Origin of the sequence: Bradyrhizobium sp. (assembly GCF_027451485.1) — a bacterium.
Taxonomy (GTDB): domain Bacteria; phylum Pseudomonadota; class Alphaproteobacteria; order Rhizobiales; family Xanthobacteraceae; genus Bradyrhizobium.
Genome location: NZ_DAIDJE010000094.1, coordinates 21,721 through 46,117 on the forward strand (window position 1 = coordinate 21,721; position 24,397 = coordinate 46,117).

Annotated in this window: 27 protein-coding genes and 1 pseudogene; 9 read left to right on the plus strand and 19 right to left on the minus strand. The window is 62.5% G+C overall.

Annotation, left to right across the window (positions count from 1 at the left end):
* The first annotated feature begins 121 nt into the window (after nucleotides 1–121).
* Genes NEZ08_RS12455 through NEZ08_RS12480 form a run of 6 tightly spaced genes read left to right on the plus strand, consistent with a single transcriptional unit; the run spans nucleotide 122 to nucleotide 5,412 of the window.
* On the plus strand, nucleotides 122–988 hold the full coding sequence (locus NEZ08_RS12455) for a branched-chain amino acid ABC transporter permease (RefSeq protein WP_298107221.1): 867 nt from the start codon (nucleotides 122–124) through the stop codon (nucleotides 986–988).
* Nucleotides 985–1,920 (plus strand): branched-chain amino acid ABC transporter permease, encoded by a 936-nt coding sequence (locus tag NEZ08_RS12460; RefSeq protein WP_298107222.1) that lies wholly within the window; start codon nucleotides 985–987, stop codon nucleotides 1,918–1,920. The genes NEZ08_RS12455 and NEZ08_RS12460 overlap by 4 nt, the downstream gene beginning before the upstream one ends.
* Nucleotides 1,917–2,660, plus strand: a complete 744-nt coding sequence (locus tag NEZ08_RS12465; RefSeq protein ID WP_298107223.1) for an ABC transporter ATP-binding protein — start codon at nucleotides 1,917–1,919, stop codon at nucleotides 2,658–2,660. Before NEZ08_RS12460 ends, NEZ08_RS12465 begins: the two co-directional genes overlap by 4 nt.
* Nucleotides 2,650–3,375 (plus strand): ABC transporter ATP-binding protein, encoded by a 726-nt coding sequence (locus NEZ08_RS12470; RefSeq protein WP_298107224.1) that lies wholly within the window; start codon nucleotides 2,650–2,652, stop codon nucleotides 3,373–3,375. The genes NEZ08_RS12465 and NEZ08_RS12470 overlap by 11 nt, the downstream gene beginning before the upstream one ends.
* Nucleotides 3,376–3,393: 18 nt before the next feature.
* Complete coding sequence (locus NEZ08_RS12475; protein WP_298107225.1) at nucleotides 3,394–4,284, plus strand: NAD(P)-dependent oxidoreductase; 891 nt, start codon at nucleotides 3,394–3,396, stop codon at nucleotides 4,282–4,284.
* A 54-nt stretch (nucleotides 4,285–4,338) separates the two neighbouring features.
* Nucleotides 4,339–5,412: an amidohydrolase family protein gene (locus tag NEZ08_RS12480; protein ID WP_298107226.1), complete on the plus strand. Its 1,074-nt coding sequence runs from the start codon at nucleotides 4,339–4,341 to the stop codon at nucleotides 5,410–5,412.
* Between the two features lie 61 nt (nucleotides 5,413–5,473).
* On the opposite strand, the gene maiA is transcribed toward NEZ08_RS12480, so the two are convergent.
* From maiA to NEZ08_RS12535, 11 genes are all read right to left on the minus strand, one after another.
* Nucleotides 5,474–6,133, minus strand: coding sequence for a maleylacetoacetate isomerase (gene maiA, locus NEZ08_RS12485; RefSeq protein WP_298107227.1), 660 nt, complete (start codon nucleotides 6,131–6,133; stop codon nucleotides 5,474–5,476).
* Between the two features lie 102 nt (nucleotides 6,134–6,235).
* A complete protein-coding gene (locus tag NEZ08_RS12490) occupies nucleotides 6,236–7,090 on the minus strand; it encodes a type 1 glutamine amidotransferase domain-containing protein (protein ID WP_298107228.1) in 855 nt (284 codons plus the stop codon).
* 6 nt (nucleotides 7,091–7,096) lie between these two features.
* On the minus strand, nucleotides 7,097–8,071 hold the full coding sequence (locus NEZ08_RS12495; RefSeq protein WP_298107229.1) for a quinone oxidoreductase: 975 nt from the start codon (nucleotides 8,069–8,071) through the stop codon (nucleotides 7,097–7,099).
* A gap of 211 nt (nucleotides 8,072–8,282) precedes the next feature.
* Complete coding sequence (locus NEZ08_RS12500) at nucleotides 8,283–9,545, minus strand: CaiB/BaiF CoA-transferase family protein (RefSeq protein ID WP_298107230.1); 1,263 nt, start codon at nucleotides 9,543–9,545, stop codon at nucleotides 8,283–8,285.
* A 106-nt stretch (nucleotides 9,546–9,651) separates the two neighbouring features.
* Nucleotides 9,652–10,122, minus strand: coding sequence for a GNAT family N-acetyltransferase (locus tag NEZ08_RS12505; protein ID WP_298107231.1), 471 nt, complete (start codon nucleotides 10,120–10,122; stop codon nucleotides 9,652–9,654).
* Nucleotides 10,119–10,301, minus strand: coding sequence for a hypothetical protein (locus tag NEZ08_RS12510; protein WP_298107232.1), 183 nt, complete (start codon nucleotides 10,299–10,301; stop codon nucleotides 10,119–10,121). The genes NEZ08_RS12505 and NEZ08_RS12510 overlap by 4 nt, the downstream gene beginning before the upstream one ends.
* Complete coding sequence (locus tag NEZ08_RS12515; protein WP_298107233.1) at nucleotides 10,298–10,600, minus strand: hypothetical protein; 303 nt, start codon at nucleotides 10,598–10,600, stop codon at nucleotides 10,298–10,300. Before NEZ08_RS12515 ends, NEZ08_RS12510 begins: the two co-directional genes overlap by 4 nt.
* 4 nt (nucleotides 10,601–10,604) lie before the next feature.
* Nucleotides 10,605–10,964, minus strand: coding sequence for a phage terminase large subunit (locus NEZ08_RS12520; RefSeq protein WP_298107234.1), 360 nt, complete (start codon nucleotides 10,962–10,964; stop codon nucleotides 10,605–10,607).
* Entirely contained in the window at nucleotides 10,927–11,196 is a 270-nt protein-coding gene (locus NEZ08_RS12525) for a hypothetical protein (protein ID WP_298107235.1), read from the minus strand. Before NEZ08_RS12525 ends, NEZ08_RS12520 begins: the two co-directional genes overlap by 38 nt.
* 26 nt (nucleotides 11,197–11,222) lie before the next feature.
* A complete protein-coding gene (locus NEZ08_RS12530) occupies nucleotides 11,223–11,402 on the minus strand; it encodes a hypothetical protein (protein ID WP_298107236.1) in 180 nt (59 codons plus the stop codon).
* A complete protein-coding gene (locus NEZ08_RS12535) occupies nucleotides 11,399–11,608 on the minus strand; it encodes a hypothetical protein (RefSeq protein ID WP_298107238.1) in 210 nt (69 codons plus the stop codon). The genes NEZ08_RS12530 and NEZ08_RS12535 overlap by 4 nt, the downstream gene beginning before the upstream one ends.
* A gap of 93 nt (nucleotides 11,609–11,701) precedes the next feature.
* Here NEZ08_RS12535 and NEZ08_RS12540 point away from each other — a divergent pair, with 93 nt between their 5' ends.
* Nucleotides 11,702–12,112: a hypothetical protein gene (locus tag NEZ08_RS12540; protein ID WP_298107239.1), complete on the plus strand. Its 411-nt coding sequence runs from the start codon at nucleotides 11,702–11,704 to the stop codon at nucleotides 12,110–12,112.
* Between the two features lie 128 nt (nucleotides 12,113–12,240).
* Here the strand turns inward: NEZ08_RS12540 and NEZ08_RS12545 are convergent, their stop codons facing one another.
* The 7 genes and pseudogenes from NEZ08_RS12545 to NEZ08_RS12575 all read right to left on the minus strand — a co-directional run bounded on the left by NEZ08_RS12545 (nucleotide 12,241) and on the right by NEZ08_RS12575 (nucleotide 21,582).
* The gene (locus NEZ08_RS12545; RefSeq protein WP_298107262.1) at nucleotides 12,241–14,079 is read right to left on the minus strand and encodes a KUP/HAK/KT family potassium transporter; all 1,839 of its coding nucleotides are present in this window, start codon (nucleotides 14,077–14,079) and stop codon (nucleotides 12,241–12,243) included.
* 144 nt (nucleotides 14,080–14,223) lie between these two features.
* Nucleotides 14,224–16,618: pseudogene (locus tag NEZ08_RS12550) on the minus strand (EAL domain-containing protein).
* A 318-nt stretch (nucleotides 16,619–16,936) separates the two neighbouring features.
* Nucleotides 16,937–17,623 (minus strand): antibiotic biosynthesis monooxygenase, encoded by a 687-nt coding sequence (locus NEZ08_RS12555; RefSeq protein ID WP_298107241.1) that lies wholly within the window; start codon nucleotides 17,621–17,623, stop codon nucleotides 16,937–16,939.
* Between the two features lie 95 nt (nucleotides 17,624–17,718).
* Nucleotides 17,719–19,089, minus strand: a complete 1,371-nt coding sequence (locus NEZ08_RS12560; protein ID WP_298107243.1) for an ATP-binding protein — start codon at nucleotides 19,087–19,089, stop codon at nucleotides 17,719–17,721.
* A complete protein-coding gene (locus NEZ08_RS12565; RefSeq protein WP_298107244.1) occupies nucleotides 19,076–19,762 on the minus strand; it encodes a response regulator transcription factor in 687 nt (228 codons plus the stop codon). The genes NEZ08_RS12560 and NEZ08_RS12565 overlap by 14 nt, the downstream gene beginning before the upstream one ends.
* 119 nt (nucleotides 19,763–19,881) lie before the next feature.
* The gene (locus NEZ08_RS12570; protein ID WP_298107246.1) at nucleotides 19,882–20,508 is read right to left on the minus strand and encodes an SCO family protein; all 627 of its coding nucleotides are present in this window, start codon (nucleotides 20,506–20,508) and stop codon (nucleotides 19,882–19,884) included.
* A 3-nt stretch (nucleotides 20,509–20,511) separates the two neighbouring features.
* Nucleotides 20,512–21,582 (minus strand): MBL fold metallo-hydrolase, encoded by a 1,071-nt coding sequence (locus tag NEZ08_RS12575; protein WP_298107264.1) that lies wholly within the window; start codon nucleotides 21,580–21,582, stop codon nucleotides 20,512–20,514.
* A 227-nt stretch (nucleotides 21,583–21,809) separates the two neighbouring features.
* Between NEZ08_RS12575 and NEZ08_RS12580 the strand changes: the two genes are divergently transcribed.
* Both NEZ08_RS12580 and NEZ08_RS12585 read left to right on the plus strand, forming a co-directional pair.
* Nucleotides 21,810–22,799, plus strand: a complete 990-nt coding sequence (locus tag NEZ08_RS12580) for a tripartite tricarboxylate transporter substrate binding protein (RefSeq protein ID WP_298107247.1) — start codon at nucleotides 21,810–21,812, stop codon at nucleotides 22,797–22,799.
* A 31-nt stretch (nucleotides 22,800–22,830) separates the two neighbouring features.
* On the plus strand, nucleotides 22,831–23,775 hold the full coding sequence (locus NEZ08_RS12585; RefSeq protein WP_298107249.1) for an NAD(P)-dependent oxidoreductase: 945 nt from the start codon (nucleotides 22,831–22,833) through the stop codon (nucleotides 23,773–23,775).
* 354 nt (nucleotides 23,776–24,129) lie between these two features.
* Here the strand turns inward: NEZ08_RS12585 and NEZ08_RS12590 are convergent, their stop codons facing one another.
* Nucleotides 24,130–24,315 (minus strand): hypothetical protein, encoded by a 186-nt coding sequence (locus NEZ08_RS12590; RefSeq protein ID WP_298107251.1) that lies wholly within the window; start codon nucleotides 24,313–24,315, stop codon nucleotides 24,130–24,132.
* Between the last annotated feature and the right edge of the window lie 82 nt (nucleotides 24,316–24,397).

Here is a 24,397-nt window from a genome sequence, read left to right on the forward strand (position 1 = left end):
CCGGAGAGGGTTGGGGTGAGGGTTACGATCCATCCGCGAATCTTATCCTCACCCGGCGCTTCGCGCCGACCTCTCCCCGCGGGGGAGATGAATCCGCCAGCAGGACGCACTGAGACGCTAGATGCAGTTTTGGATCATCCAGGGTCTCAACAGCCTATCGCTCGGGGGCCTGCTGTTTCTGCTGTCCTCGGGCTTCTCGCTGATTTTCGGCCTGATGCGGCTGGCGAACCTGACTCACGGCGCGTTCTTCATGCTCGGCACCTATTTCGGTGCAATCGCGCTACGCGACTATAGCGGGCTCAATCTCTGGGTCACTGCAATCGGCGCCGGCATCATCGTCGCCGCGCTCGGTGGCCTGTTCGAGCGGCTGGTGCTGACGAGGCTGAAAACCAATCCCCTCGGCCAGGTGCTGGTGACGCTCGGCATGGCCTTCATCATTTCGGATGCATGCCTGGTACTGTGGGGCGGCGACTCCATTCCAGTGCCGACGCCGCACAATTTGCAGGCTCCGACGCGGCTGTTCGGCTTCGTATTTCCAACTTATCGGCTGGTGCTGGTCGCAATCGCCATCGCCACGGCGATCGGGCTCTATATCCTGATCGACCGCACGCGGCTGGGCGCGATGATCCGCGCCGGCGTCGACGATCGCCAGATGGCGCGCGCGGTAGGCATTCCGGTTTCACGCCTGTTCACCATCGTGTTCTGCCTGGGTGCAGGCATTGCCGGCGCAGCAGGCGTGCTCGGCGGGCCCATCCTCTCCGCCTATCCGGGACTCGACGCCGACATGCTGCCGCTCGCGCTGATCGTCGTCATTCTCGGCGGCATCGGCAGTCTGTTCGGCGCTTTCATCGGCAGCTTCATCATCGGCTTCATCTATACGTTCGGCACGGTGCTGTTTCCCGAACTCGCCTACATCATCCTGTTTCTGCCGATGATATTCGTCATTGCGTTCCGCCCGCAGGGCCTGTTCGGACGTCTCGGCACATGAAGTGGATCGCCCTCGCTCTGTTCGCCGCGGTGGCGTTGCTCCTGCCCTTTGTCGCGGGCGACTTCTACGTCAACCTCGCGAGCCAGATCTTTATCGCAGCGATCTTCGCGCTCAGCCTCAACCTGCTCGTCGGGTTCGGTGGCATGACCTCGCTCGGCCATGCCTCCTATCTCGGCGTCGCCGCCTACCTCTCCGCGCTCATGACCACGCGCTACGGCTTCGGTCATGGCGCCGCCGCGCTGATTTCCATTCTGGGAACGGTCGCGATGGCAGCCTTTTTCGGTTTAATTGCGCTCCGCGCGACGGGCCTCGGATTTCTCATGATCACGCTGGCATTGTCGCAGGTGTTATGGGGCTTGGCCTATCGCATGTCGGGTATCACCAACGGCGACAACGGCATTGCAGGCCTGACCCGCCCTGCCCCGTTCGGTATTTCGCTGGAGAGTCCCGCCGCCTTCTACTGGTTCTCCCTGCTTGCCGCGATCATCGCCTTCGTCATGATGACGATCTTCGTGTCGTCTGCCTTCGGCTCCTCGCTCAAGGGCGTCCGCGACCAGCCGCGCCGAATGGCGGCGCTCGGCTTCAATCCCTGGATGATCCGCTGGATCACCTTCGTCTATGCCGGCTTCTGGGGCGGCATCGCCGGCCTTCTCTACGTGTACTACAACAAATATATTCACCCGACCTCGCTCTCGACCACAAGCTCGGCCGAGGCGCTGCTCGGCGTCATTGCCGGCGGCTCCGGCACTCTCGCGGGTCCCGCCGTCGGGGCTACCCTGGTGCTGCTCCTGAAGAATTATGCCTCGGCCTATGTCGAGCGCTGGAACATGCTTCTCGGCCTCGTGTTCCTGTTCATCGTGCTGGTGATGCCGACGGGGATCGTTCCGGGCTTGCAAAAACTTGCGTCGCGGCTGTGGAGGCGACCGTCGTGAGCACCCTCGCGCTCGAGGTGACGGCCCTGAACAAGGCGTTCGGCGGCTTGAAAGTGACGCAAGGCGTATCGCTGTCGGTCCGGCCGGGCGAGCGGCGGCTGATCATCGGGCCCAACGGCGCCGGCAAGACCACCCTGTTCAACCAGATCAGCGGCGACCTGCGGCCCAATTCGGGGCGGATCAGACTGTTCGGCGAAGACGTCACGGCGCTTTCGCCCTATCAACGGGCGCATCGTGGCCTGTCCCGCACCTACCAGATCATCACGCTGTTTGGCGGCGACACGCTCGAGCACAATGTTACGCTCGGCCTGCTCGGGCTGCTTCCATCGCGCTGGCAGATGTGGCGGCCGCTCTCGACCTATCGCCATTTGGTAACGGAAGCACGGCGGACGCTGGACAGCGTCGGCCTGTTGCATCTGGCGCATCACTCCGTCTCCGAACTCGCCTATGGCGAAAAGCGCCGCCTTGAACTTGCGATGGCGCTGGCGCAAAAGCCGCGCGTTCTGCTGCTGGACGAGCCGCTTGCCGGACTTTCCAACAGCGAGCGCGCCACCGTGAAGGCGCTGGTTGCCTCGATCTCGAAAGACACGACCGTGGTCATGATCGAGCATGACATGGATACCGCGCTTGACCTGGCCGAAACGGTGACGCTGCTCAATTACGGCCGCGTCATCGTCGATGGCGAGCGCGATCAGGTGATTGCCGACGAGCGAACGCGCGAGGTGTACCTTGGCGGTTGAAGCTCTCGCCCTTGCCAACGTGCATTCGTTCTATGGCGACAGCCATATCCTGCATGGCGTCGGCTTTTCCCTGAGCGAGGGCGAGGTGCTGGCCTTGTTGGGACGCAACGGCGCCGGCAAGACCACCTGCATTTCCACCATTGTCGGCTTTCTGACGCCGAAGGAAGGTGACATCCGCCTGTTTGGCGAGCCGATCGGCGGCTTGAGCCCCGAGCGGATTTCGCGCCTCGGCATCGGCCTTGTCCCGCAGGGCCGCCGGATCTTTCCATCGCTGACCGTGCGCGAAAACCTCGTCGTGGCCCGGCAACGCGAGCGCGCGACCACGAAGCCATGGAATGTCGAGCGCATCTTCGCCTTGTTCCCTCGGCTTGAGGAGCGCTATGCGCAGTTTGCCGGCACGCTCTCCGGCGGCGAGCAGCAGATGCTTGCGATCGGCCGCGCGTTGATGGGCAACCCTCGCGTGCTGCTGCTCGACGAGCCGTCGGAGGGACTGGCACCCTTGATCGTGGCCGAGGTCGGCCGCATCATCAAGCGGCTGAAGGATGAAGGCCAATCCATCGTTCTGGTCGAACAGAACCGGCAACTGGCGCTCGATGTCGCCGATCACGCCGTCATTCTCAATACCGGGCGCTGCGTCTTTTCCGGCAAGGCGCACGAAGTTTTGAACAACGAAGAGCTGATCGCACAGCATCTTGGCGTCTATCACGCGCACTAACCAAGAAGGATCAAGAAAATGAAGGTCGGCGTTTGTGGAACGGGAAGAATGGGCGGATCGATCGCACAGCGGTTGGTCGCGGTCGGACATGAAGTGGGGGTGTGGAATCGCGATACGGCGAAGACAAAGCCGCTGGTCGATGCCGGCGCCAAGGCCTTTGTCTCTCCGGCCGCACTCGCGGAAGGTTGCGACGTCACCATCGTGATGTTGCTCAACGACGCTGCGACCGAAGCCGTCTATCGCGGCCCCAACGGCCTTTTGCAGGCAAAGCTTAACGGCAAGCTCGTGATCGACATGAGCACGATCCAGCCGCAGACGATGAAATCGGTCGGCGATGCTGTAGCCAAGATGGGCGCAGCCTTTGTCGAATGCCCGGTCGGCGGCAGCAAGGCTCCGGCGAGGGAAGGCAAGCTGTTTGGCCTTGTCGGCGGCTCCTACCCGGACGTCGCACGCGCAAGATCCCTGCTGGAGCAACTCTGCCGCAGGATCGAACATGTCGGGCCCATCGGCGCCGGCTCAACGCTGAAACTGGCCGTCAACCTGCCGCTCCTGGTCTATTGGCAAGCGCTCGGCGAGTCGCTGACGATCTGCAAACCGCTCAACCTGCCGCCCGAACGTCTGATCGACATCCTCTCCGACACCAACGGCGCGACCGGCGCCATGAAGGCTCGCGGTCCGAATATCGCCAAGGTTCTCGGAGGTGCGCCGCTCGGCGAGACCGCCTTCGGCATCACAGCTGCGAAAAAGGATCTCGCCACCGCCGTGCAATTTGCCGCTTCGATCAATGCCGAACTGCCGGTTGCGAAAAGCGCGCTGGCCTGTTTTGAGGAAGCGGAAAGGGATGGGTTGGGTGAAGCCGATGCGACGACGGTCTCCGTCCACTGGACCCGGCGCAAGCCAAAATCCTGATCCGAAAACAAACACCAGCAATCTATTGTCCAACCAAACAACAGAGCTCATTCCATGATCGACGCCAAAAACCGCTATGGCCTCACCGCCGCACGCAACAACGATGCCGACGGCCTGGCGCGGCGGCCATCTTCCGTCACGATCGACATTCACGCCCACATCGTGGTGCCGCAGGCCGCGAAGCTGGCACAGCCGCATGTCGACCTGAAGCGCATACCGCTCGCGCATTTCGCCGACGACCTGACCAAGGAGATCAATGCGCAACAGGAAAAGGACGTCGCCGAGGTCATGACGACGATTGACCGCCGCCTGCACGATCTCGACAAGATGGGCATCGATATCCAGGTCGTCGCGCCGGCGCCGCCACAATGTTACTACTCGGTCAAACCCGAGATCGCCGAAAAGGCGCATCGCATGGCCAACGACGGCGTGGCGGAATATTGCGCGCGCAAACCGGACCGGTTCGTCGGCCTTGGCGTCGTCACGTTGCAGGAGCCGGAGCTTGCGGTACGCGAACTCGACTACATCATGAACGAGTTGAAGTTGAAGGGCGTCGAAATCCTGACCAATGTCGATGGCCAGGAATTATCCGATCCAAAATTCCGACCGTTCTTTGCGCGCGCCGAAGAACGTGGCGCCTTTATCATGATGCATCCGAACGGGTTCACCCACGGCGAGCGGCTGACGCACTTCTATTTCAACAACGTGTTCGGCAATCCGCTCGACACGTCGCTGGCGCTGCACAACCTTATCTTCTCGGGGACGCTGGCGCGCTTCCCTGACCTGAAGCTGATGGCCGTTCACGGCGGTGGCTTCCTGCCGGCCTACTCGGGTCGCGTCGACCATGCCTGGGGCGCACGAAAGGACTCGCATGGCGAGCTGCCGCTGCCGCCGACGACCTATTTGCGGCAGGTATATCTCGACACGGTGGTGTTCAGCTATCACCAGCTCGCTTATCTGATCGACGTATTCGGGCCCGACCGCATCCTGATGGGAACCGACTATCCGTTCGACATGGGCGAATATAATCCCGTTGGCCATGTCGCAGGCGTGCAAGGCATGGACGAAGCGACACTGGCGCAGATTGCGGGCGGCAACGCCGCGCGCATCCTCGGGCTTGATGTTTAATGGTGCGCGGCTGGCGACCTCTTTCCGTCGGGCAGGCCCGTCTTGGCGCTGAAACCAGCGCCTAATGCTGGCCGCCTGCAGCTTGGTAGTCGGGCTGCTTGAACGGATGTGAGCTCGAAAATTCCGGCAGCTGGAAGCAGCGGTCCGACAGCTGCTTTACCAGCGGATAAGCATCGATAGCGATCCTCAGATATTGCGCGCCGACCACATGGCCGGCGATGCAGATATCGGCAAGGCCCGCTTCCTTGCCGAGGGCAAAGGGCGCCGGATTCCGGCGCGCCAGCAATCGCTCATAGGTCGCAAGACCCTCCCCGGTCCAATGCGCGCCCCACTCCTCGATCGCCGCGGCGTCTGCACCGAACGTATTGGCGAGATGCTTGCGCACCCGCGGCACGATCAGCGGATGAGAATCCGCAATCGTCATTAGCGCCAGCGATCGCGCATAGGCCCGCTCCCTGACGTCATCCGGCAACAGCCGCGGGTTCGGCTTGATCTCGTCAAGATATTCCATGATCGCCAGCGACTGATACAGCGTATGTCCGTCATGGATAAAGGTCGGCACGACATGCTCGGGATTGATCGCATCATAACCGTGCTCAAACTGCTCGCCATGAAGGATGTCGATCGAGATTTCCTCGAAGGCAAGCGCCTTCAATTTAAGGGCCACGCGGATGCGAAAGGACGCAATCGAACGCCAGAAGCCGTAAACCTTGATGCTCATTGGAACTCCATGTTCAGCCAGGGCGGCAAACCGCCGACCTGAACAGCATTCGCGGCAAAATAGATTATCGCCCTCGACCTTCGCCTCGCCATCTTACGCTCACTATCTCAACAGGCTGGCGAAGGTCTTCGCAAAGGTGTGAACGTCGCCCGGCCAGCGCGCCGAAACATAATTGCGATCCGCCACGACAAAGGCCGGCCGCGCGTTCTCCAAAGTGTCGCGCTGCAAGCCGGAGGTTTTTCGGCGGTAATCCGGATCGGTTTTGGGAACATCGAGAAAGTCTTCCGGATGCGCGAGGGCCCGCATCACTTCCTGCTGCACCGACATGTAGCCGTCCGGCTCGCCGGGCTTTTCAAGATAGGTCCGATAGTAGTTCGGGTCCCAGAACCGTGTGACGCGGGCAACTTTCCAGGCACTCTTCTCCAGCGCCCAGGTCAGCGCGGTGGTCCTGTAGCCATAAAGCACGGATCGGCGCGTTTTTTTTGAGATGCTTCGCGCGGCCAACAGGACGCCATGGCAGATCGCCGCCACCGGCTTTTGCGCCTCAAAGAAGTCCGCAATGCACCGCTGAAGCGCTTCGCTCTCGAGATACTCGCGCATGCCGCGTGCGCGATGGCCGCCGGGCAGGAGCAGGCCGTCGAATGCGGAAGCATCGACTGCATCCCAGCGCAACGGGCGGGCGTAGTTGTGATCGGCGAGCATCGCGGCGTACGCATTGCGTGCGTTGCGATTGGCCCGCATCAAAAGACCGATCAGAGGCAATTTCCGCAATAGCGGAATGGCGCCCCACGGGTCGAGCCCCTCTCCTGACAACATCATCTCATCGGCGGCCGCCGGTCCGCCGCCCGGCGTCGCAAACGTAACGGCGTGGCCCGCGTTCGACAGCACCTGCCAGCTAATTGCGGCTTCGCTCGGATCGAAATCGCGCGCCGGCAGCGGAATGAGGACGCGGGCCATCGCGCCCTACACCAGGAACACGGTAGATCCCGTGGTCTTGCGCGCGGCGAGATCGGCATGCGCTTTCGCCGCATCCTTCAACGGATAAGTCTGGTTGACATTGATCTTCACCGCGCCGGAAGCTACAACGTCGAACAATTCCTTCGCCATGGCGCGAAGGTTTTCTGTTTTCGCGGCATAGGTGTTGAGCGTCGGGCGCGTAACGTAGAGCGATCCCTTCTGGGCCAGAAGTCCAAGGTTGAGCGGCTCGACCGCTCCAGAAGATTGGCCGAACAGGGCGGCAATACCGAGCGGCGCGAGACAATCCAGCGACTTCAGGAAAGTGTCCTTGCCCACCGAATCGTAAACGACAGGCACCTTCTTGCCGCCGGTGATTTCGTCGACCCGCTTCACGAAGTCTTCGCGCGAATAGACGATGGTGTGCGCACAGCCATGCGCCTTGGCGAGCGCGGCCTTCTCGTCGTTGCCGACCGTACCGATCACCGTGGCGCCGAGGTGTTTTGCCCATTGCGACAGAATGAGGCCGACGCCGCCGGCGGCTGCATGAAGCAAAATCGTGTCGCCCGCTTTGACGTGATAGGTCTGGCGAATGAGATACTGCACGGTGAGGCCTTTCAGCATCATTGCGGCTGCGGTCTTGTCGTCGATACCGTCAGGTAGCTTCAGCAGGCGTTCGGCCGGAATAAGCCGCGCCTCGGCATAGGCACCGAGGGGCGCCGCACCGTAGGCGATGCGATCGCCCGGCTTCAGGTCGGTGACGCCAGGCCCGACCTCCTCGACGACGCCGGCGCCCTCGCCGCCGAGACCGCTCGGCAATTGCAGCGGGTAAAGGCCCGAGCGATTATAAATGTCGACGAAATTGAGCCCGACGGCCGTGTGACGAATGCGCGCTTCCCCCGCCCCCGGCTTGCCGACATTGACTTCCTCCCAAACCAGAACTTCGGGGCCGCCGGTCTTGTGAAAGCGGATGGCATGGGTCATGAGAATTACTCCTTGAGATGATGAAACAGAGGGATAGGTCGGCCGCGCGGGAACGCTGGCGCGACACATTTATTATAGCGCCGGCCATGAATGCCAGAATACACGCCCCTGCGATCTCTCGAAAGCTGGAGCATCATGGTCCAGAAACGAAAAAGCGCCCGGCGGCCGAACGGCCACCGGGCTTTTCATTTCAGATGATTTGTCAGGCAAGTCAGCCGGCGGCGACCAATACCTTGCCGAAGACGCCCGCCCCCGACAGCGCGGCGATCTTCGTCTCGTCGTAGCCAAGCGTCTCGCGCAGCACCTCCCTGGTGTGCTGGCCCAACAAGGGTGCAGCGACGGGATCGATGGCGGGTGTCACCGACATATTGAGCGGTGATTCGATGTTCGGAACACTGCCGGCCTTGGGATGCGGAATCTCGCTGACCCGGTGACGTTCGCGTGCCTCCGGCGAGTTGAAGGCTTCCTCCACGGTGCGCAGATAGCCGACCGGGACGTTGGCTGCCTTCATCTTCGTGACCCAGTTCTCGCGGGTATCCTGCGCAAACACATCGGTCAAAATCGCGCGCAGCTTTTCCCTGTTGGCGGTGCGCGAGCGGCGATCGCCGAATTCCCCGCTGACGAGATCGGGACGGTTCAACACCTCGACCACCAAGCGGCGATAGAGACGGTCGTTAGCACAGGCAATGTAAAACGGCGCATCGGAACCGTGATAAACGCCGACCGAAGGCGAGCCGTTTGGCGAGTTTCCCTGGCGGCTCGGATTCACGCCACTCATCAAATACGCCATTCCGTAGAATTGTGTCATGGCGAGCGCCATATCGAACAGCGCCACCTCAACGTGCTGGCCGCGGCCGAGCTTGTCGCGGGCAAGCAGCGCCAGCAAAATGGTATTACACGCCGACATGCCCGTCAGCATATCGACCGCGGGCGGACCGGTCCGGACCGGCGGACCATCCGGAAAGCCATTGAGCGACATGAAGCCGCTCTCGGCCTGGGTGATCGGATCGAAACCAGGGCGCGATGCGAACGGGCCTTTGCGGCCGTAGGCCGAGATCGAGCAATAGACCAGCCGTGGATTGCGCGGCGCCACCGACGCGTAGTCGAGGCCATATTTTTTCATCACGCCCGCGGAGAAGTTCTCGACGACCACATCTGCCTTCGCGATCAGCTCATGCGCTATCGCGCAAGCTTCCGGCTTGGTGAGATCGAGCGCAATGCCTCGCTTATTACGGTTGAGGCTGATGAACGCCGCGCTCTCGCCGGCGAGATCGGCATGTTCATAGTGCCGCGTGTCGTCGCCGCCTTCGGGATTTTCGATCTTGATGACATTGGCGCCGAAATCGGCAAGCGTCTGCGTGCAGGCGGGACCGGCAACAACGCGGGTAAAATCAACGACCAGGAGACCGTCCAGGGCGGTGGGAGCTCCCTTCTCTCGCGGCAGGTGGCCCGGCAGTTTCGGTCGTCCAGTCATGATCGGCGCGTTCCTTCCCGTTGGTCGTTTACGTCGGATCTTTATGGGCAATTGTATACGGCCCTGTGCGATCCTTCCAACGGAAGTCAGCGTCGTCACGCTGCTGCTATCGTCTTTTCGAATGGGTGCCATGAGTGGAAGGCTCGGCGATATCCTTCTGCCAGTAGAGGGTGTCAGGGAATGCCCATGGCACAGAGGGGCGAAACATCCGGTATCCAGCCCGGATGAAGTTGTTAGCAGAGGGGACGTTGGCGGTCGTATCGGAAACCACGCGGCGCCAGCCGTTGCACCGGCCCCGCGCTTTCATGGCCCGCATCAGCCGCAACTGAAGACAATGGCCCCGGTGAGGTTGTAGCACGCCGACCCGGCAGAAATATCCGGCGTTGCGGACATGTGTCGAAGGTATGACGCCGGCGAAGGCAACCGGCGTCGCACCGCCGTAAGCAAGCCACCAATGGCCCCAATCAAACTGCGGGATGGGAGCGCCGCTGAAGAAGGTCAGACGGTGCAATTCGGTCAGGATCCCTGCGACATCGTCGTCGTGTTCGTCCACTTCGCGAACCCTGTAGAGAGTCATGATTTGAGACATCGCCTGGCCCGCTCGACATCCTTGTTTGAAAAGCCCTTGGAGCGTGCCCAGGCCTCGGCCGAAGCCTCGCCGTATTGCGCGACGGCGCGCTTGATGACCGGGCACGGAATGACATCTGCAGGTGACGATGCCAGCAGACCGATCACCAGCCAAACGATATCGATCATTTGCCGAGGGTGGCCTTGATGCCGAGCCACACCGCGCCGAGAATGCCAGCGACGATGACGCTGATGACGGCCTTGAAGGTAAAGCCCTGCGCTTGTTCGACGCTTTTGCGCCAACGTCTTAAATGCTGAAAGTCGGCGCGGAGCTCGCGCCTGTCGTCTTCCTCGATGCCAAAGGAGGCCAGCACAGTGGTAATCGCGCGATCGACCACGGCATCGATATCACCGTGATGGATCCTTTGCTGTTCGCCAAGGGTTTCCGCGACGAGCGTGCGAATGGCGTCCTCGCTCATTTCGGCCATGGCTTCACGCTTCCTGCGTCATCTCTTGATGATCTCGGATCATCGCTTGATGAGCCATGCCGCGAAAAATGATGAGGCCGTCGCCGGGCGTCGCGATGCGGTCGCTATAGATCCTGAAGCGATGCGAAAGTCCGAGCTTCCCGATTTTGCTTTCGAGCAGCCGCTTGGAGGATTGCGCCAGCGTCTTTTGCGATTCACGGATGCAGACCGCCAGCGTGCCGCGTTCGGCTTCGCAGATTTCGATCAACAGTTCTCCGAAGAAGTGCGACTTGCCCGATCCTCGTCCTCCGAACAACGCCTTGTAGCGGGCCGGCGCCAGCAGCGGTTCAAAGATCTTCGCCGTGGGAATTTTCAGCGTTTTCATGGCCGGGATGCACGATGACACGTTCGATGCGATGGATCAGCTCCAGCGCGCTCTCGTCGTTGGAAAGCGCCTGCGTCGGCTTGCCCCAGCCGCGGTCGAGGATGGCATTCGCCGCGGCCACGCGTGCCGGAGGCGTCGCCTTGGTGCTGCGCATCACGGCGACGAGCACGTTCAGCGCGGTCCGGGTATGAGAACGCGCGAGCGAGCGGATTTCGGTGACGGCTTTTGGCATTTCGGGTTCTTCTTTCGGCAGCGGCGTCAGGCGGGTTCGGGACCGACGGGGCCGGCATCGCACCACGGCGAATATTCGCATGGCGCGGTATCGGCGTGGTCCATGACGAGATCGTCAGGCTGTGCCGGCGAGCGAAACGGAACCGGCGCGTGATCGGGACTGCGGCCGCGCGGGCGCGGCACAAATGAAATGACGATCGCACTCACGCGAAAATCTCCCACAGCACGATGAGGGTCAGTCCGCCGATCGCAAGCGCGATCAGGCAGGCGGCAGCGGCCATGCGGGCCTCCGCTTTGTTTGATGCGATGATGGTCAGGAAAAGGCCGCGGCTCCGGAATGGCGGCGGCTGAGGTACAGCGATGATGGACCTATGCCGCTGATTTGCCCGACGTGTCAAATCGACGACCGTCAACATAGCCGTAGATAGCAAATCCGTGTCTTGGCTTAATCCTGCGACGGGATTACCTATGGTCGCGACGAAGCCGCAGGATGTTGCGAGGCCACCATGACCAGCAAAATGACGATCGGGCTCCTGCTGACGGCGGCGCTTGGCATAACGATGGCTGAGGTCCCGTCGGCTGACGCGCAAAGCACGCTGGGCGGCGCCAGGAACCAGCAGAACAGGATCGGCGGCGTGGCCAAGCCCGCGCCGGTCGTCGGCGGGGCGAGCGTTCGGGCCTACGCGCCCTCTCCCCCGAAACCGCCCACCCCGGCCATCAACCTCGCCAACAGACCAGGCGCGCCGGGGCCCGGTTCAGTCGGTGCGGTCAGGCCGCTCGGTCAGACCGTGGGCAATACGTCGCCGCACCCCGTCTTCACGCCGCCGAACAAGATGAAGACCAACACGGTTGTCGGGTCTTCGCCGACCCTGAAATGCTCCGGCGGCGCCTGCATGGCGCGAGGCGTGAGGCGGTAGGGTGCGAGCGCCGGCGCAGCAATCCGGAACCTGTTCGGTCGTTCCGGCCTGACGCGTCAGCACCAGACCCGGAATTTCGAGATCCTGGCTCGCCCTTCGGGCGACGGATTAACAAATTCTCGCGTTCCCTAGATCGCTACCTGTCTTCCGATTTCGACCACCTGGTCGTTCGGCAGGCTGAAGAAGTCGCTGACGTGGACCGCATTGCGCTCCATCACCATGAAGAGCTTTGCCTGCCATGCCGGCAGGCCCATGTTGTCCTCGCGGCCGATCACGGTTTCATGCCCGACATAGTAAGTGACGTCGGAAAGATCGACCGTGCAGCCGAGCGACCTGGCAGCAGCGAGCAGCTCCGGAATGTGCGGCCGCTCCATGAAGCCGAAATGCGCCTCGGCACGCCAGAAATTCGGTGCGACTTCAGCGATGCTGAGGCGGCCGCCGGGTGATGTCCACGGCACTGACCTGATATCGACACGCAGCACGAACAGATGCTCGTGCAGGGCGCGGTTATGCTTGACATGCCACTGCATCACCGGCGGCGTGTCGCGCTCGGCTCGCGTCAGGAAAACCGCGGTGCCGGGCACGCGCGGCACCCCCGCATCCTTGATGCGCGCCATGAACTTGTCGATCGGGATCAGTTGCTCGTGCATGCGCTGTTGCACGGCCGCCGCACCGCGGTGCCAGGTCCACATCACGCCGTAGACCGTAATGGCGAGCAGGAGCGGCACATAGCCGCCCTCCGCGATCTTGGTGAGATTGGCAAGAAAGAAGGCGCTGTCGACCACCAGGAAGCAGCCCGCGACGGCTCCGGCCGCGATCATACTCCATCTCCAGATATCGCGCATCGCGATGAAGAGCAGCGCCGAGGTCATCAGCATGGTGGCGGAAACGGCGATGCCGTAGGCGGCGGCGAGATGATCGGATTTGCCGAACAGGACGGTCAGGCCCACGGTGACGAGCATCAGCAGCCAGTTGACGACGCCGACATAGATCTGGCCGTAACCTTCGGACGAGGTCTGCTTGACATAGAGCCGCGGCAACCAGCCGAGTTGAATCGCCTGCCGCGTCATCGAGAAGGCGCCGGTGATGATCGACTGGCTGGCGATGATGGTGGCAACGGTCGCCAGAGCGATCAGCGGCAACAGCAGCGGCCCGGGGCACAGCCGGTAAAAGATGTTGCCGTCGGTCGGCGTGCCCTCGAGCACCAGCGCCGCCTGGCCCGCATAGTTGAGGATCAGGCTCGGAAACACGATGGCAAACCAGGCGAGCTTGATCGGCCGGCTGCCGAAGTGCCCCATGTCGGCATAAAGCGCCTCCGCGCCAGTGACGCAGAGAAACACCGCTCCCAACACCAGGAAGCCTGTCATGCCATGCGAGACCAGGTACGACAGCCCGTACTCCGGATTGAGCGCGGCAAACACCTGCGGGTGGCCCACGATGCCCCACGCCCCGAGCAGCGCCATCGCGAAAAACCAGACCAGCATTACCGGACCGAAGAAGTGACCGATCGCAGCCGTGCCCCGCGACTGGATTGCGAACAACACAAGCAGGATCGCAACCGCTGACGGCACCACGTATGGCTGGAAGCTGGCCGTCGCCATGTTCAGGCCTTCGAGTGCCGACAGCACCGAGATTGCCGGAGTGATCGCTCCGTCGCCGTAAATCAGCGCGGCGCCGAACAGGCCGACCGCCACGATGGTCGGCCGGTGGTGCTTCTTGACGCCGAGCAGAGCCATCAGCGCGAGAATGCCGCCCTCCCCGTCATTGTCGACACGCATGGCGAAGGAGACGTATTTGACCGTGGTGATGAGGAAGAGCGTCCACAGCACCAGCGACAGCGCGCCGAGCACCGTGGCCGGGTCGGACGGCGTGTCGGTCGTGCCGAGCACCGTCTTGAACGTATAGAGCGGACTGGTTCCGATATCGCCGAAGACGATGCCGAGGGCGGTCAGCGCCAGGGCCGGCATGCTGCCCTGCGGTGCTTGCCGCACCTCGGATGTGGGGATTTCTTGTTCAGTCACGGGCCGCCACTCTGAAGGTAAGGCTATCGGCCCATTCCTACAGAGTATCGTCGCCAATTGCGACAGCCAGGCGACCGGAGAAAAGCGGGCTTAGCCGTTCGCAACGCGTTTGTCGGAGGCCGCCGGCGGCAGGCCGGCTTCCAGATGCGTATACTGGCGGAAGCTGTCGATCGAGGCGGGCCTGCCCAGCAGGTAGCCCTGCACTTCGTCGCAGCTTTCCTCCTGAAGGAAACGCAGCTCCTCGTCGGTCTCCACGCCCTCTGCAATGACCGGCAGCCCCAATCCCTTGCCGAGACCCAGCACGGCGCGGACGATCGTGGCGGCCTGCTGGTTGGAGTTGACCTGCTTGATGAAGGAGCGGTCGATCTTGATCCGGTCGAAGGGAAAGGCGCGCAGGTTGGAGAGCGACGAGTAGCCGGTGCCGAAATCGTCCATCGCGATCTCGACCCCGAGCGCCTTGACCTGGCGCAGCGTCGCCAGCGTACGATTGAGATCGCGCACCAGCGCCGTCTCGGTGATCTCGATCTCCAGGCGCTTCGCGGACAGGCCGGTCTCGATCAGGATCTGATGCAGTTCCTGGGCAAAGGAAGCGTTGTGCAGTTGCACGGCAGAAACGTTGACCGCGACCTTCAGCGGCATCTTCCAGCTGGCAGCCTCGCGGCACGCCTCCTTCAGCACCCAGTCGCCGATCTGCAGAATCGCGCCGGTTTCTTCCGCGACCGGAATGAAAACGCCCGGCGAGATCTCGCCGCGCGAGGGGCTCCTCCAGCGCACCAGAGCCTCAAAGCCAACGACTTTTCCGTGGCGAATATCGAGCTGGGGCTGGTAGGCCAGCCACAATTCGTCGCGGGAAATCGCCAGCCGCAGATCATGGTCGAGTTGACGGCGGTCGCGCACCTCGGCGCCCATTTTTGCTTCGAAGAAGCGATAGGTGCCGCGGCCCTCCTTTTTGGCACGGTAGAGCGCGACGTCGGCGTGGCTCATCAGCGATTGGCGATCGTCCGCATCATCCGGGCTGAGCGCAATGCCGATCGAGGTCGCGATCGGCACTTCCGGGGCGTCGCTGGCGTCGCGAAGCGCTTCAAGGATGGTTTCGGCGAGCCGGCCGGCAGCCGCGGGTCCCGAAATGTTCGGCAGCAAGGATCGCAAATTCGTCACCGCCGAGCCGCGCCATCATCTGGCCGTCGACCAGCAAGCCACTCACGCGCGAGGCAAAGGACAGCAAGGCACGGTCGCCGGCGGCATGGCCGAACAGATCATTGATCTCCTTGAAGCGGTCGAGATCCAGGCACATGACGCCGAGGCTCCTGCCCGGCGCAAGGCCCGCGATTTCCTGATCGACGCGGACGTTGAAGAATGCACGGTTCGGCAGCCGGGTCAGCGCATCATGGTGCGCCAGGAACTCGATGTGCTGCTCCGCGTCCTTGCGCGCCTTCAGGTCGCGAACCGCGATGACGTGATGAGGCCGCTCGGCGAAGATGATCGGCCGCATGATCAATTCGACCGGGTTCATCGAGCCGTCGCGATGACGCAGCTCTGTTTCGATGGCGTGATGGGGCCGCGCCATGAGCTTCGAGCGCGCCGCAGAATCGGGAAAGCAGCTTTCCAGCTTGCGGCCGACCAGGCTGTTCGCCGCCGCCCCGGCAAGTTCGGAGAAGCTCTTGTTCGCCGAGACGATCGTATGTCCATCGCAAACGAGTAACCCCTCGACGGACGCGTCCGCCAGATCGCGCATCCGGTCGGTCTCGCGCTCCGTGCGACGGTGGTCGCGGACGTCGATTACGACGCCGGCCGTCGACAGCCCGAGGATCGCAAGGCTTGCCATCGTCACGCCGACGGCGAGCAACCCGGTCGGCAAGTCCTGTGAAACCACGATGGTCGGGTCCGGAATGATCGAAACCGCGGCCATGGCGGTGAAGTGATGGCTGAGGATGGCAAGCGCCAGCAACAGCGCGCCGCCAAGCTTCCATCCCTCATGCTCGCCGTGCAGGCCGACCGGCAGCGCGACCGCTCCGATCACGGCACCCAACACGATCGAGGCCGCCACCAGCACGGGATCCCAGACCACGATGCCCGCGATCTCGAAGGCGGCCATTCCCAGATAGTGCATCGCTGCGATGCCGCCGGCGACGATGGCGCCGCCGATCCAGGCGCTATGGCGCCAGTCTTTGATTAACGATACCGCCAGTCCGACTCCTGTCAGCAGGATTGCGGCGATCAGCGACAGCACCGTCAGCGCAATGTTATAGCCGCTCGGAATGCCCGGCGAGAACGCCAGCATGGCGACGAAGTGGGTTGCCCAGATCCCAAAGCCGGTCGATATCGCCGAAACCGCCAGCCAGAGCTCTCGCATCCGCCCTTCGGCAGCGCGGGCATAACGCAACAGCCTGATCGCCGAGATCGATGCGAGCAGGCAGACGAAAGCGGCAAGGCCGACAAGCTTCAGGTCATGTGCCGTGGCGATACAGTTGTAAACCTTGAACATGAAACATTCCGCTTTCGGATCTGCGTCCGGCAGCGAAGCCTACGCGTCCCGGTGTGAATGCTGCGTAAATTCAATCGACAGACAACCTGACATCGGAGGGAACCAGGAGTTTATGCGGTGGGCGATGCCCCGTGAAACTGCGGTCCAGGCGCGCATGGAACCCGGCGGGAACTCGAAAGAGTGCGACAGACCCGACGATTTCGGGTTCCACCCGATGAGCGCTCGCAAAGATCGCTGACGCCCGGAATTGCGTTTGGTGCTGAAGCAGGCCGGCAACATCGCGCGACCGTCGGTCGGCACCGGTTCCGACTAAAGCGATTAGAGCACCTTGAACACGCGCTCGTCGTAAAGCGCGCCGCCCATCGGCTGCAATTGTTCGCGGAAGGTGCGTACCGCCGTCGACGAGATCCAGGCATCCTTGTCGGCCTGCGACCTCCAGGCCTCGACCACCGTGAAGTGGTTCTTCCGGTTGGCCTGAACATTGTCGTCGAACCGCAGATTGCCGGGCGCATGCCTGCCTTCTTCGACAAAAGCCTTTACCTTAGCCGTGCCCGGCTCTACCTGGGTCGGAACCACGTCGACATGGGTGAGCACCAGGATCTCGCCAGTGCGGAGCGGCCTCATCGGGCCGACCGACAGCGCCACATGAATCCGCTCGTCATAGGCTGCGCTGCGCAACGGATCGAGCGCCGCACGAAATTTCGTGTAAGCCTCTGTCGAGGCAAAAGCCTGCTTGGCCGCCAACGACTTCCACTGCTCGACGAGTGCGAAATGCCCTGCATCGGAAATCCGCTGGCCGGCGTCGATCTGCGCGGCGCCATCGGCTTTGCGGGCGGCGGCGGCATAGGCAGCGATAAGCTTGCGCGCCTCCATCGCCTTGGCGGGCGCGACTTCGGCATAGGTCACGACGGTGACCGGCTGGCTCGAATCCTGCGCGCAGGCGCTGGTGCCAGCCGAGAACAGGCAGGCCGTGGTGATAACGGCCGCCGCAAACAAACGATGCATGGGGTATTTCCTCCGGCAACGACGGATGCTCCTATGAGTGGCATCCGTTCATAAGTCCGGAACATCTTCGCGCAGGAGAAGCCGGCGTCAAGCTCTCAACTCTTCGGGTACGGCGCCGCCGAGATAAAGTGCAGGGAAAAGCATGCGCCGCCCGCCGGCCGGTTCTCCACCTCGACGGTGGCCCCGTGCAATTCAGCGATCCGCTGCACGATGGACAAACCCAATCCCGAACTGCCCTGGCTGTTGCGGTCGTGCCGCCAGAAGCGGTGGAAGATCAGCTCGCGCTCCTCGCCCGAAATGCCGGGGCCACGGTCCTGCACCGACACCGTGCCGCTCTCCTCGACAACGAATTCCACCACGGTGTCCCTGGGCGTATGGCGGATGGCGTTTTCGGCGAGGTTGCGGATCGCCCGCTTGATCATCTCGGCATTGCCCTTGACCAGCACCGGCGCGGTCGTACCCAGAAGTTCGATTTCACGACCCTGTTCGAGCGCCAGCGGCGCGACAAAGCCGGCCACTTCGGCCGTGGCGGCCTGCAGATCGGCGACCTCGGCAGGATCGATTGCGAAGGCTTCGAGCTCGGCGATGTCGAGCAACTGGCCAACCACCCGGCTCATCGCCTCGATGTCCTGAAGCAGTGCTTTCGCAACGTGGGGATCGTCGAGCGTCTCGACACGGGTGCGCAGGATGGAAAGTGGCGTGCGCAGTTCATGGGCCGCATCGGCGGTGAATTCGCGTTGGAGCCGAAAGCCTTCATCGAGGCGGTCGAGCGCCTTGTTGATCGCCGACACCAGCGGACGCACCTCACTCGGTATTTCCTTGAGCGGCAGGCGAATGTCGGTGCGGGCCGGCGTGATCTGCTGTGCAGTTTCGGAAGCCTGCCGCAGCGGCCAAAGCGCGCGACGGAAGATCGCGATATCGATCACCAGAAGCAGAAGCAGGATCGGCAGCGTGATCCAGCCGACGTGACGGTAGAAATCGTTGACGATGTCGTCGGTCAACACGTCGCTGTTGGCGAGGTCTTCGGCCGCCTGTACCCACACCGTCCTGCCGCCGACGATGCGGCGGACGCTGGCGCCTGAGATGGCAGCATCACCGCTATTGGTCTCCAGAAACTCGACCGTGGCCGAGCGCGGATCGGCGGCAAAGACCGGCGCATTGTCCTTCAGAGAAGAGAACAGCGTCTTGCCGGCCTGGTCGACGACCGCATAGGAATATCGTCCGTACGGCTGGGAGTAGAGCCCCTGAAGGTTGGGCGGCAGGTGCAGCGAAAGCTGGCCGTCCGCATCAAGGCCGAGATGCTCCGCGAGCGATACCGCCTGCTCCTCCATCGCGTCGTTGTGGATGTTGTTGGTCGCAACACTGAGCAGCCACGACAGAGCCACCGACATCAGAACCGACGTGATCGCCACCGCGATCACATGCAGGATCACGATGCGCGAGATGATCGATTCAAACCGGATCACGCTTTTCCTCGGCGATCAGATAGCCGACACCGCGGATCGTATGGATCGTCACCTTTGCGCCGCGGTCGGACAGCTGCTTGCGCAGGCGGTGAACATAGACCTCGATGGCGTTGGAAGCGACGTCGCCGGAGAGGCCGAAGATATGATCCTCGACCTGCTTCTTCGAGACCACCCGGCCCTTGCTGCGCATCAGAAGTTCGAGAACCTCCGTTTCGCGCGACGACAGCACCTGCGGCTGATTGTCGATCAGCGCCTGCCGACCGCGAAGGTCGAATTCGAGATTGGCGATGTGCAGCGAATTGCCGAGCTGCTGGCCGGGCCGGCGCAACTGCGCCTCCAGTCGCGCCACCAACTCTTCCAGAGCGAACGGCTTCACCATGTAATCGTCGGCACCCGAGCGCAGGCCCGAGACGCGATCCTGCAAGCCGCCACGCGCGGTGAGCACCAGCACGGGAGTCGAGTCCTTGCGATGGCGCAGCTCACGCAGGATAGCGAGGCCGTCGCCGTCCGGCAGGCCGAGATCGAGAATGATCGCGGCGTAGGTAGTCGTCATCAGCACAGCGCGCGCTTCCGAAGCGGTCGCGAGCAGATCGACCTCATAGCCCGCCGCCCGCAAGCCCTTGGCGAGCAGTTCGGACAACACTGCATTGTCTTCGATCACCAGTAGACGCATCGCAGGAGCCTGACGATTCGCAAGCGCCAGCTTTGGGCCCTTTTGCCGCTAACGACAAGCTTGTCGTCGCGGCCGAGGTTAACAGAAGCGCGCGCTGTAAGGTTGATGTAAGGCTTCTGCTACTTCGCGAGGTATTTGCGCAAAACTTCGGTCAGCTTTCCGGGATCCGTCTGCGGCGGCATGAACCCGAGATATTCGCCCTGCCGGCCGACCAGATAGATGACACCGGTGTGATCGATGGCGTATTCGCCGTCGGCCGTCGGCGGCCGCCTGGCATAGAACGCCTTGTAGGCGTTGGCGACCTTCCGGATTTGCTCGGGCGTGCCGGTCAGTCCGATGAAGCTCTTGTGAAACGCTGAAATATACTCAGCCAGTACCTTGGTGTCGCGTTCGGGGTCGATGGTGATGAAGATCGGTTGCACGCCATTGGCCAGAGGTCCCAGCGCGTCGAGGGCCTGCGTAATCGCCATCAGGTCGGCCGGGCAGACGTCCGGGCAAAATGTGTAGCCGAAATAGACGATCATCAGCTTGCCACGGAAGTCGCGGTCGCTGCGCGCCCGGCCCGCCGGATCGAGGAGCGTGAACGGGCCGCCGACTTGAGTTCGGCCATACATCAGGTCGTCCATCATCTGCGCGGCGGCGGCCTGGTCCGGTGTGCTATCGTCTGCGCAAGCCATTTCGGCCGAGATGCCAAAGGCCAGCAGCGCAAGGAAAAGCCGCCAGGCTTTTGCTTCCCGCGGGGACACCGCTCAAATGCCGAAGCTGATGCGGGTGCCGGTGGTGGTTGTCAGCACCTTGCCCGGCATCTGCCGCTGCGCCTCCTCGGTGAAATTGAGGCCGCTGCAGTGCATGGGGATCACGACGTCGGGATTTAATTTTGCGATCTCGGCAACGACCAGTTTCAGATAGTCCGTCGGCGCGGGCCCGAGATGGAAGCCGCCCACGATGGCATGCACCTTATCAACGCCCGAGACCTCCATCGCCTGCCGCACGGAATTGACGATGCCGACGTGACCGCAGGACGAGATGACGATAAGGCCTTTGTCCCTAAGGTTGAAGCAGGTCGCGTGTTCATGGATGTGCTCGTCAGGAACGATCTTGCCTTCCATCTCCGCCGGCAAATAATGGCTCCAGTTGCAGCCGGCGCCGTCCTTCTGCTTGAACTCGACCAGCGTGTTCGGCAGCACCTTTTCGATCGAATTGCGCTTGATTTTTCCGGTCGTGAAAGCGAGATCGCCGATCACCGTCGGCGTTTCGCACAAGACAACGTTGACGTCGCGCTTGGCGAGGTCACGGCGATCGAGCATCCCGTAGTCGCTGAGATCGCCCTGACCATTCCTGCTATAGCGCTGGCAGAAATTGTCTTCGCCGCCGGCATAGATCGTGAGGTCCGCCGGCATCGACTTGCGATGCCTGTCGAGAAAGCCCATCATGCCGCCGAGATGGTCCCAATGGCCGTGGCTCATGATCAGTGCGTCGACCTTGGATGGGTCGACCTTGAGCAATTCCATGTTGCCGTTGATGGCTTCGGGCGTCCAGCCAAAATCAAGCAGGAGCGTGCGCCTGGTGTCGCCGCGCTGCGGCTCGAGGTATAGCGACAGACCCCATTCGCTGTGCAGCGGCCGCAACGAATTCGACGAGCGGCCGGCCTCGGTCCTGACGCCCGCAACTTGCGCAGGCTTGAAGAATATATCGCTGGAACTGTCGACGATCACCCGTACGCTGAGCTTGTCGATGACCGGCACCTCGATCGGAGCAGCCTTTGAAAGCTCGATGCAGGAAAATCCGCCGGCGGCAGCGGCGGCGAAGCCGGCGGACATTTTCAGCGCGTCACGTCGATTGAAATCAGGCACGCTTCCCTCCCTTGGTCCCCTGGCGACAGTACAGGCCGGAGCAGCCGGCGTGTCAATGCAAGGACGGACTCCACGGGGCGATCGGCCGCCAGACCCGGTCGGACGACATCCGCGCTCCCCGTTGGCAAAAACATACCTGTCCCGCCGCGGACGGATTGAATGATCCCGTTTGCCCAACTATCGTGCGCCGCGTGATGAAGATATCCGATCGTGTCCCGCGCCGCCATTTGCTGGCGTCCCTTCCCGTGCTGTTCGCCGCCTTGACGCTTCCGGCATCGGCGCAGGCCAAATACCCCGAGCGTCCCGTCCGCATCGTCGTGCCATTTGCGGCAGGCGGCGTTGCGGATTCCACCTCACGCATCGTGGCGGACAAGCTTTCGGAAAAGCTCGGCCAGCGCTTCTATGTCGAGAACCAGCCCGGCGCCGGCGGCATTATCGCCGCACGGCAGGCGCTCGGCTCGGCAGCCGACGGCTATACGCTGATCCTCCTGACCAACGGCACGGCGGTCAGCGTGTCGCTGTTCGAAAAACTTCCGTTCGACCCGGTGAAGGATTTCACCCCGATCTCGAGCCTTGGATTTTTCGATTTCGCCTTCGTCACCAGCGCCTCCTCGGGATTCAAGACGCTCGGCGACTTTATTGCTGCGGCCAAGGCCAAGCCGGGCGAGTTGAATGTCGGCACCATCAATGTCGGCTCGACGCAGAACCTGTCCGCCGAACTGTTCAAGACCGCGGCCAATATCGACTTCACGCTCGTGCCGTTTCGCGGCAACCACGAGGCGGAAGTCGCGCTGCTCCAGGGCAACGTGTCGCTGGTGATCGACAGCTATTCGGTACTCCAGGGCAATATCGAGGCTGGCAAGCTGCGCGCGCTTGCGTCCTCCGGCGCGACCCGCTCGGAAAGCACGCCGAAGCTGCCGACCGCGCAGGAAGCGGGAGTGGCGGGCTACGACGTCGTATCCTGGAATGCGCTTTTCGCCCGCGCCGGCACGCCGCCCGAGATCATCAAGACGCTCAATTCCGCGTTGCAGGAGGTGTTGAGCGATCCCGACATCAGGAAGAAGATGCTCGCCCTCGGCATCGAAGCCAAGGCAAGCACGCCCGAAGCGATCGAGGACCGGCTGAAATCCGACATCGACAAGTGGCGGGCCGTGATCGACAAGGCCCGTATTCCGAAGCAGTGACCGCGCAGGGAATGCTGAAAGGCTGACAAACATGAGTGCGCCCGCAACCGAGCCCAAGCAGTGGAATGTCGGCCTGATCGGCTATGGGGAGGTCGGCCGCATCCTCGCCGAGGACCTGCGCAAGCAGGAGATCAATGTCGCGGCCTACGACATCAAGCTGCGCAGCGATCAGAGCGGCCGGGCGTTGCGCGATCACGCCAGGCAGCTTGGCGTGACGCTGACGGCTTCGCATGCGAACCTTGCCGCGCAATCGGATTTCATCGTCTCGGCGGTGACCGCGAGCCAGGCCGTGCCGGTGGCGAAAGCCTGCGCAGACACCGTCAAGAAAGGCGCGTGGTATCTCGACTTCAACTCGGCCTCGCCCGGCGCCAAGCAGCGCGCCGCCGGCATGATCGATGCCGCCGGCGGGCGCTATGTCGAGGGCGCGGTGATGACATCGGTGCCGCCCTATCGGATCAAGGTGCCGCTTTTGCTGGGCGGCAGCAGTGCATCGGCGCTAGCACCGTTGCTGAACCAGCTCGGATTCGCCGCCACGGTCGCGAGCGACAAGCTCGGCGTCGCTTCGGCCGTGAAGATGTGTCGCAGCGTGATGATCAAGGGGCTGGAGGCGATGGTGATCGAGAGCTTTACCACCGCGCGCGCCTATGGCGTGGAGGATGCGGTGCTCGCCTCGCTGAAGGAGACGTTTCCCGGCATCGACTGGGAAAAGCAGGGCGCGTATTTCTTCCAGCGCGTCATCGAGCACGGCCGCCGCCGCAGCGAAGAGGTGCGCGAGGTCGCGCAGACCGTGCGCGAGATCGGGCTTGAGCCGTGGTCGTCCTCCGGCACCGCCGAGCGGCAGGCATGGATCGCCGATCTCGCCGATGAAGGACTATTCGGTGAGCGCGGCAGCAAAGGCTTTGCGCGCAGCGCCGACTGGCGCACCGAGGCGGACCGGATACTCGGCGCGATCGAATCGAAGAAGCGAAAGCCATGACGTCGTCCTGCGAGAGCAGCGACGACGTCCTCCGGGGCACGGACTGGCCGCACCTCGACCCGTAAGACCGCATGCCGGACGACGGCGTGCCGGTCGATTTCATGCCGCACGCCGCCGCCACGCCGGAGCACAATACAAGCTCCTGGTGGCAAACCCGATGCGGCTCTACCGGCCGGAACAAAACTGAGGCGAACGCAATTCTGTCGTCGCCGGGCTATGACCCGGCAACCCATCGGCTTCGCAGGACATCTTCTTCAAAGACGATTGATGCGCGGCCCAAGCCCGCGCATCACTTAACGTATTTGCCGAAACATTCCCTGACCTGCCTGGCTGGTAAGATCGAAAACCGGCTCCTCAATGCACCGTTGCAAAGCAGTATTCCTCGCCCTCGTCGCCGAGCGACATGATGGTATAAAGCCTCTGCAGTTCTTCCTCGAGGTGCTCGTTGACGAGCATCAGCGCTTCAAGCGCCCCCCGCATGTTGCCATCGCATGATGCGATGATTTTTTCGATAGCAACTTCAGTCCGCTTGTACGCCATGGTAATCCCCTACTGCACACACCCGCCTGCCATATCCGGGTGTGATTGGGGCAAAATTCGGCGGCCCTGGCGATGATTTGGT

Bases quoted from the DNA above. Each gene is read 5' to 3' on its own strand.
- NEZ08_RS12500 (WP_298107230.1), bottom strand. From the start codon at position 9,545: ATGACTGGACGACCGAAACTGCCGGGCCACCTGCCGCGAGAGAAGGGA.
- NEZ08_RS12580 (WP_298107247.1), top strand. From the start codon at position 21,810: ATGAAGATATCCGATCGTGTCCCGCGCCGCCATTTGCTGGCGTCCCTT.
- maiA (WP_298107227.1), bottom strand. From the start codon at position 6,133: ATGAGCATCAAGGTTTACGGCTTCTGGCGTTCGATTGCGTCCTTTCGC.
- NEZ08_RS12590 (WP_298107251.1), bottom strand. From the start codon at position 24,315: ATGGCGTACAAGCGGACTGAAGTTGCTATCGAAAAAATCATCGCATCA.
- NEZ08_RS12490 (WP_298107228.1), bottom strand. From the start codon at position 7,090: ATGGCCCGCGTCCTCATTCCGCTGCCGGCGCGCGATTTCGATCCGAGC.
- NEZ08_RS12455 (WP_298107221.1), top strand. From the start codon at position 122: ATGCAGTTTTGGATCATCCAGGGTCTCAACAGCCTATCGCTCGGGGGC.
- NEZ08_RS12525 (WP_298107235.1), bottom strand. From the start codon at position 11,196: ATGCCAAAAGCCGTCACCGAAATCCGCTCGCTCGCGCGTTCTCATACC.
- NEZ08_RS12505 (WP_298107231.1), bottom strand. From the start codon at position 10,122: ATGACTCTCTACAGGGTTCGCGAAGTGGACGAACACGACGACGATGTC.
- NEZ08_RS12515 (WP_298107233.1), bottom strand. From the start codon at position 10,600: ATGGCCGAAATGAGCGAGGACGCCATTCGCACGCTCGTCGCGGAAACC.
- NEZ08_RS12575 (WP_298107264.1), bottom strand. From the start codon at position 21,582: ATGTCCGCCGGCTTCGCCGCCGCTGCCGCCGGCGGATTTTCCTGCATC.
- NEZ08_RS12565 (WP_298107244.1), bottom strand. From the start codon at position 19,762: ATGCGTCTACTGGTGATCGAAGACAATGCAGTGTTGTCCGAACTGCTC.
- NEZ08_RS12585 (WP_298107249.1), top strand. From the start codon at position 22,831: ATGAGTGCGCCCGCAACCGAGCCCAAGCAGTGGAATGTCGGCCTGATC.
- NEZ08_RS12510 (WP_298107232.1), bottom strand. From the start codon at position 10,301: ATGATCGATATCGTTTGGCTGGTGATCGGTCTGCTGGCATCGTCACCT.
- NEZ08_RS12480 (WP_298107226.1), top strand. From the start codon at position 4,339: ATGATCGACGCCAAAAACCGCTATGGCCTCACCGCCGCACGCAACAAC.
- NEZ08_RS12475 (WP_298107225.1), top strand. From the start codon at position 3,394: ATGAAGGTCGGCGTTTGTGGAACGGGAAGAATGGGCGGATCGATCGCA.
- NEZ08_RS12495 (WP_298107229.1), bottom strand. From the start codon at position 8,071: ATGACCCATGCCATCCGCTTTCACAAGACCGGCGGCCCCGAAGTTCTG.
- NEZ08_RS12520 (WP_298107234.1), bottom strand. From the start codon at position 10,964: ATGAAAACGCTGAAAATTCCCACGGCGAAGATCTTTGAACCGCTGCTG.
- NEZ08_RS12460 (WP_298107222.1), top strand. From the start codon at position 985: ATGAAGTGGATCGCCCTCGCTCTGTTCGCCGCGGTGGCGTTGCTCCTG.
- NEZ08_RS12545 (WP_298107262.1), bottom strand. From the start codon at position 14,079: ATGCCGGCCCTGGCGCTGACCGCCCTCGGCATCGTCTTCGGCGATATC.
- NEZ08_RS12540 (WP_298107239.1), top strand. From the start codon at position 11,702: ATGACCAGCAAAATGACGATCGGGCTCCTGCTGACGGCGGCGCTTGGC.
- NEZ08_RS12555 (WP_298107241.1), bottom strand. From the start codon at position 17,623: ATGCATCGTTTGTTTGCGGCGGCCGTTATCACCACGGCCTGCCTGTTC.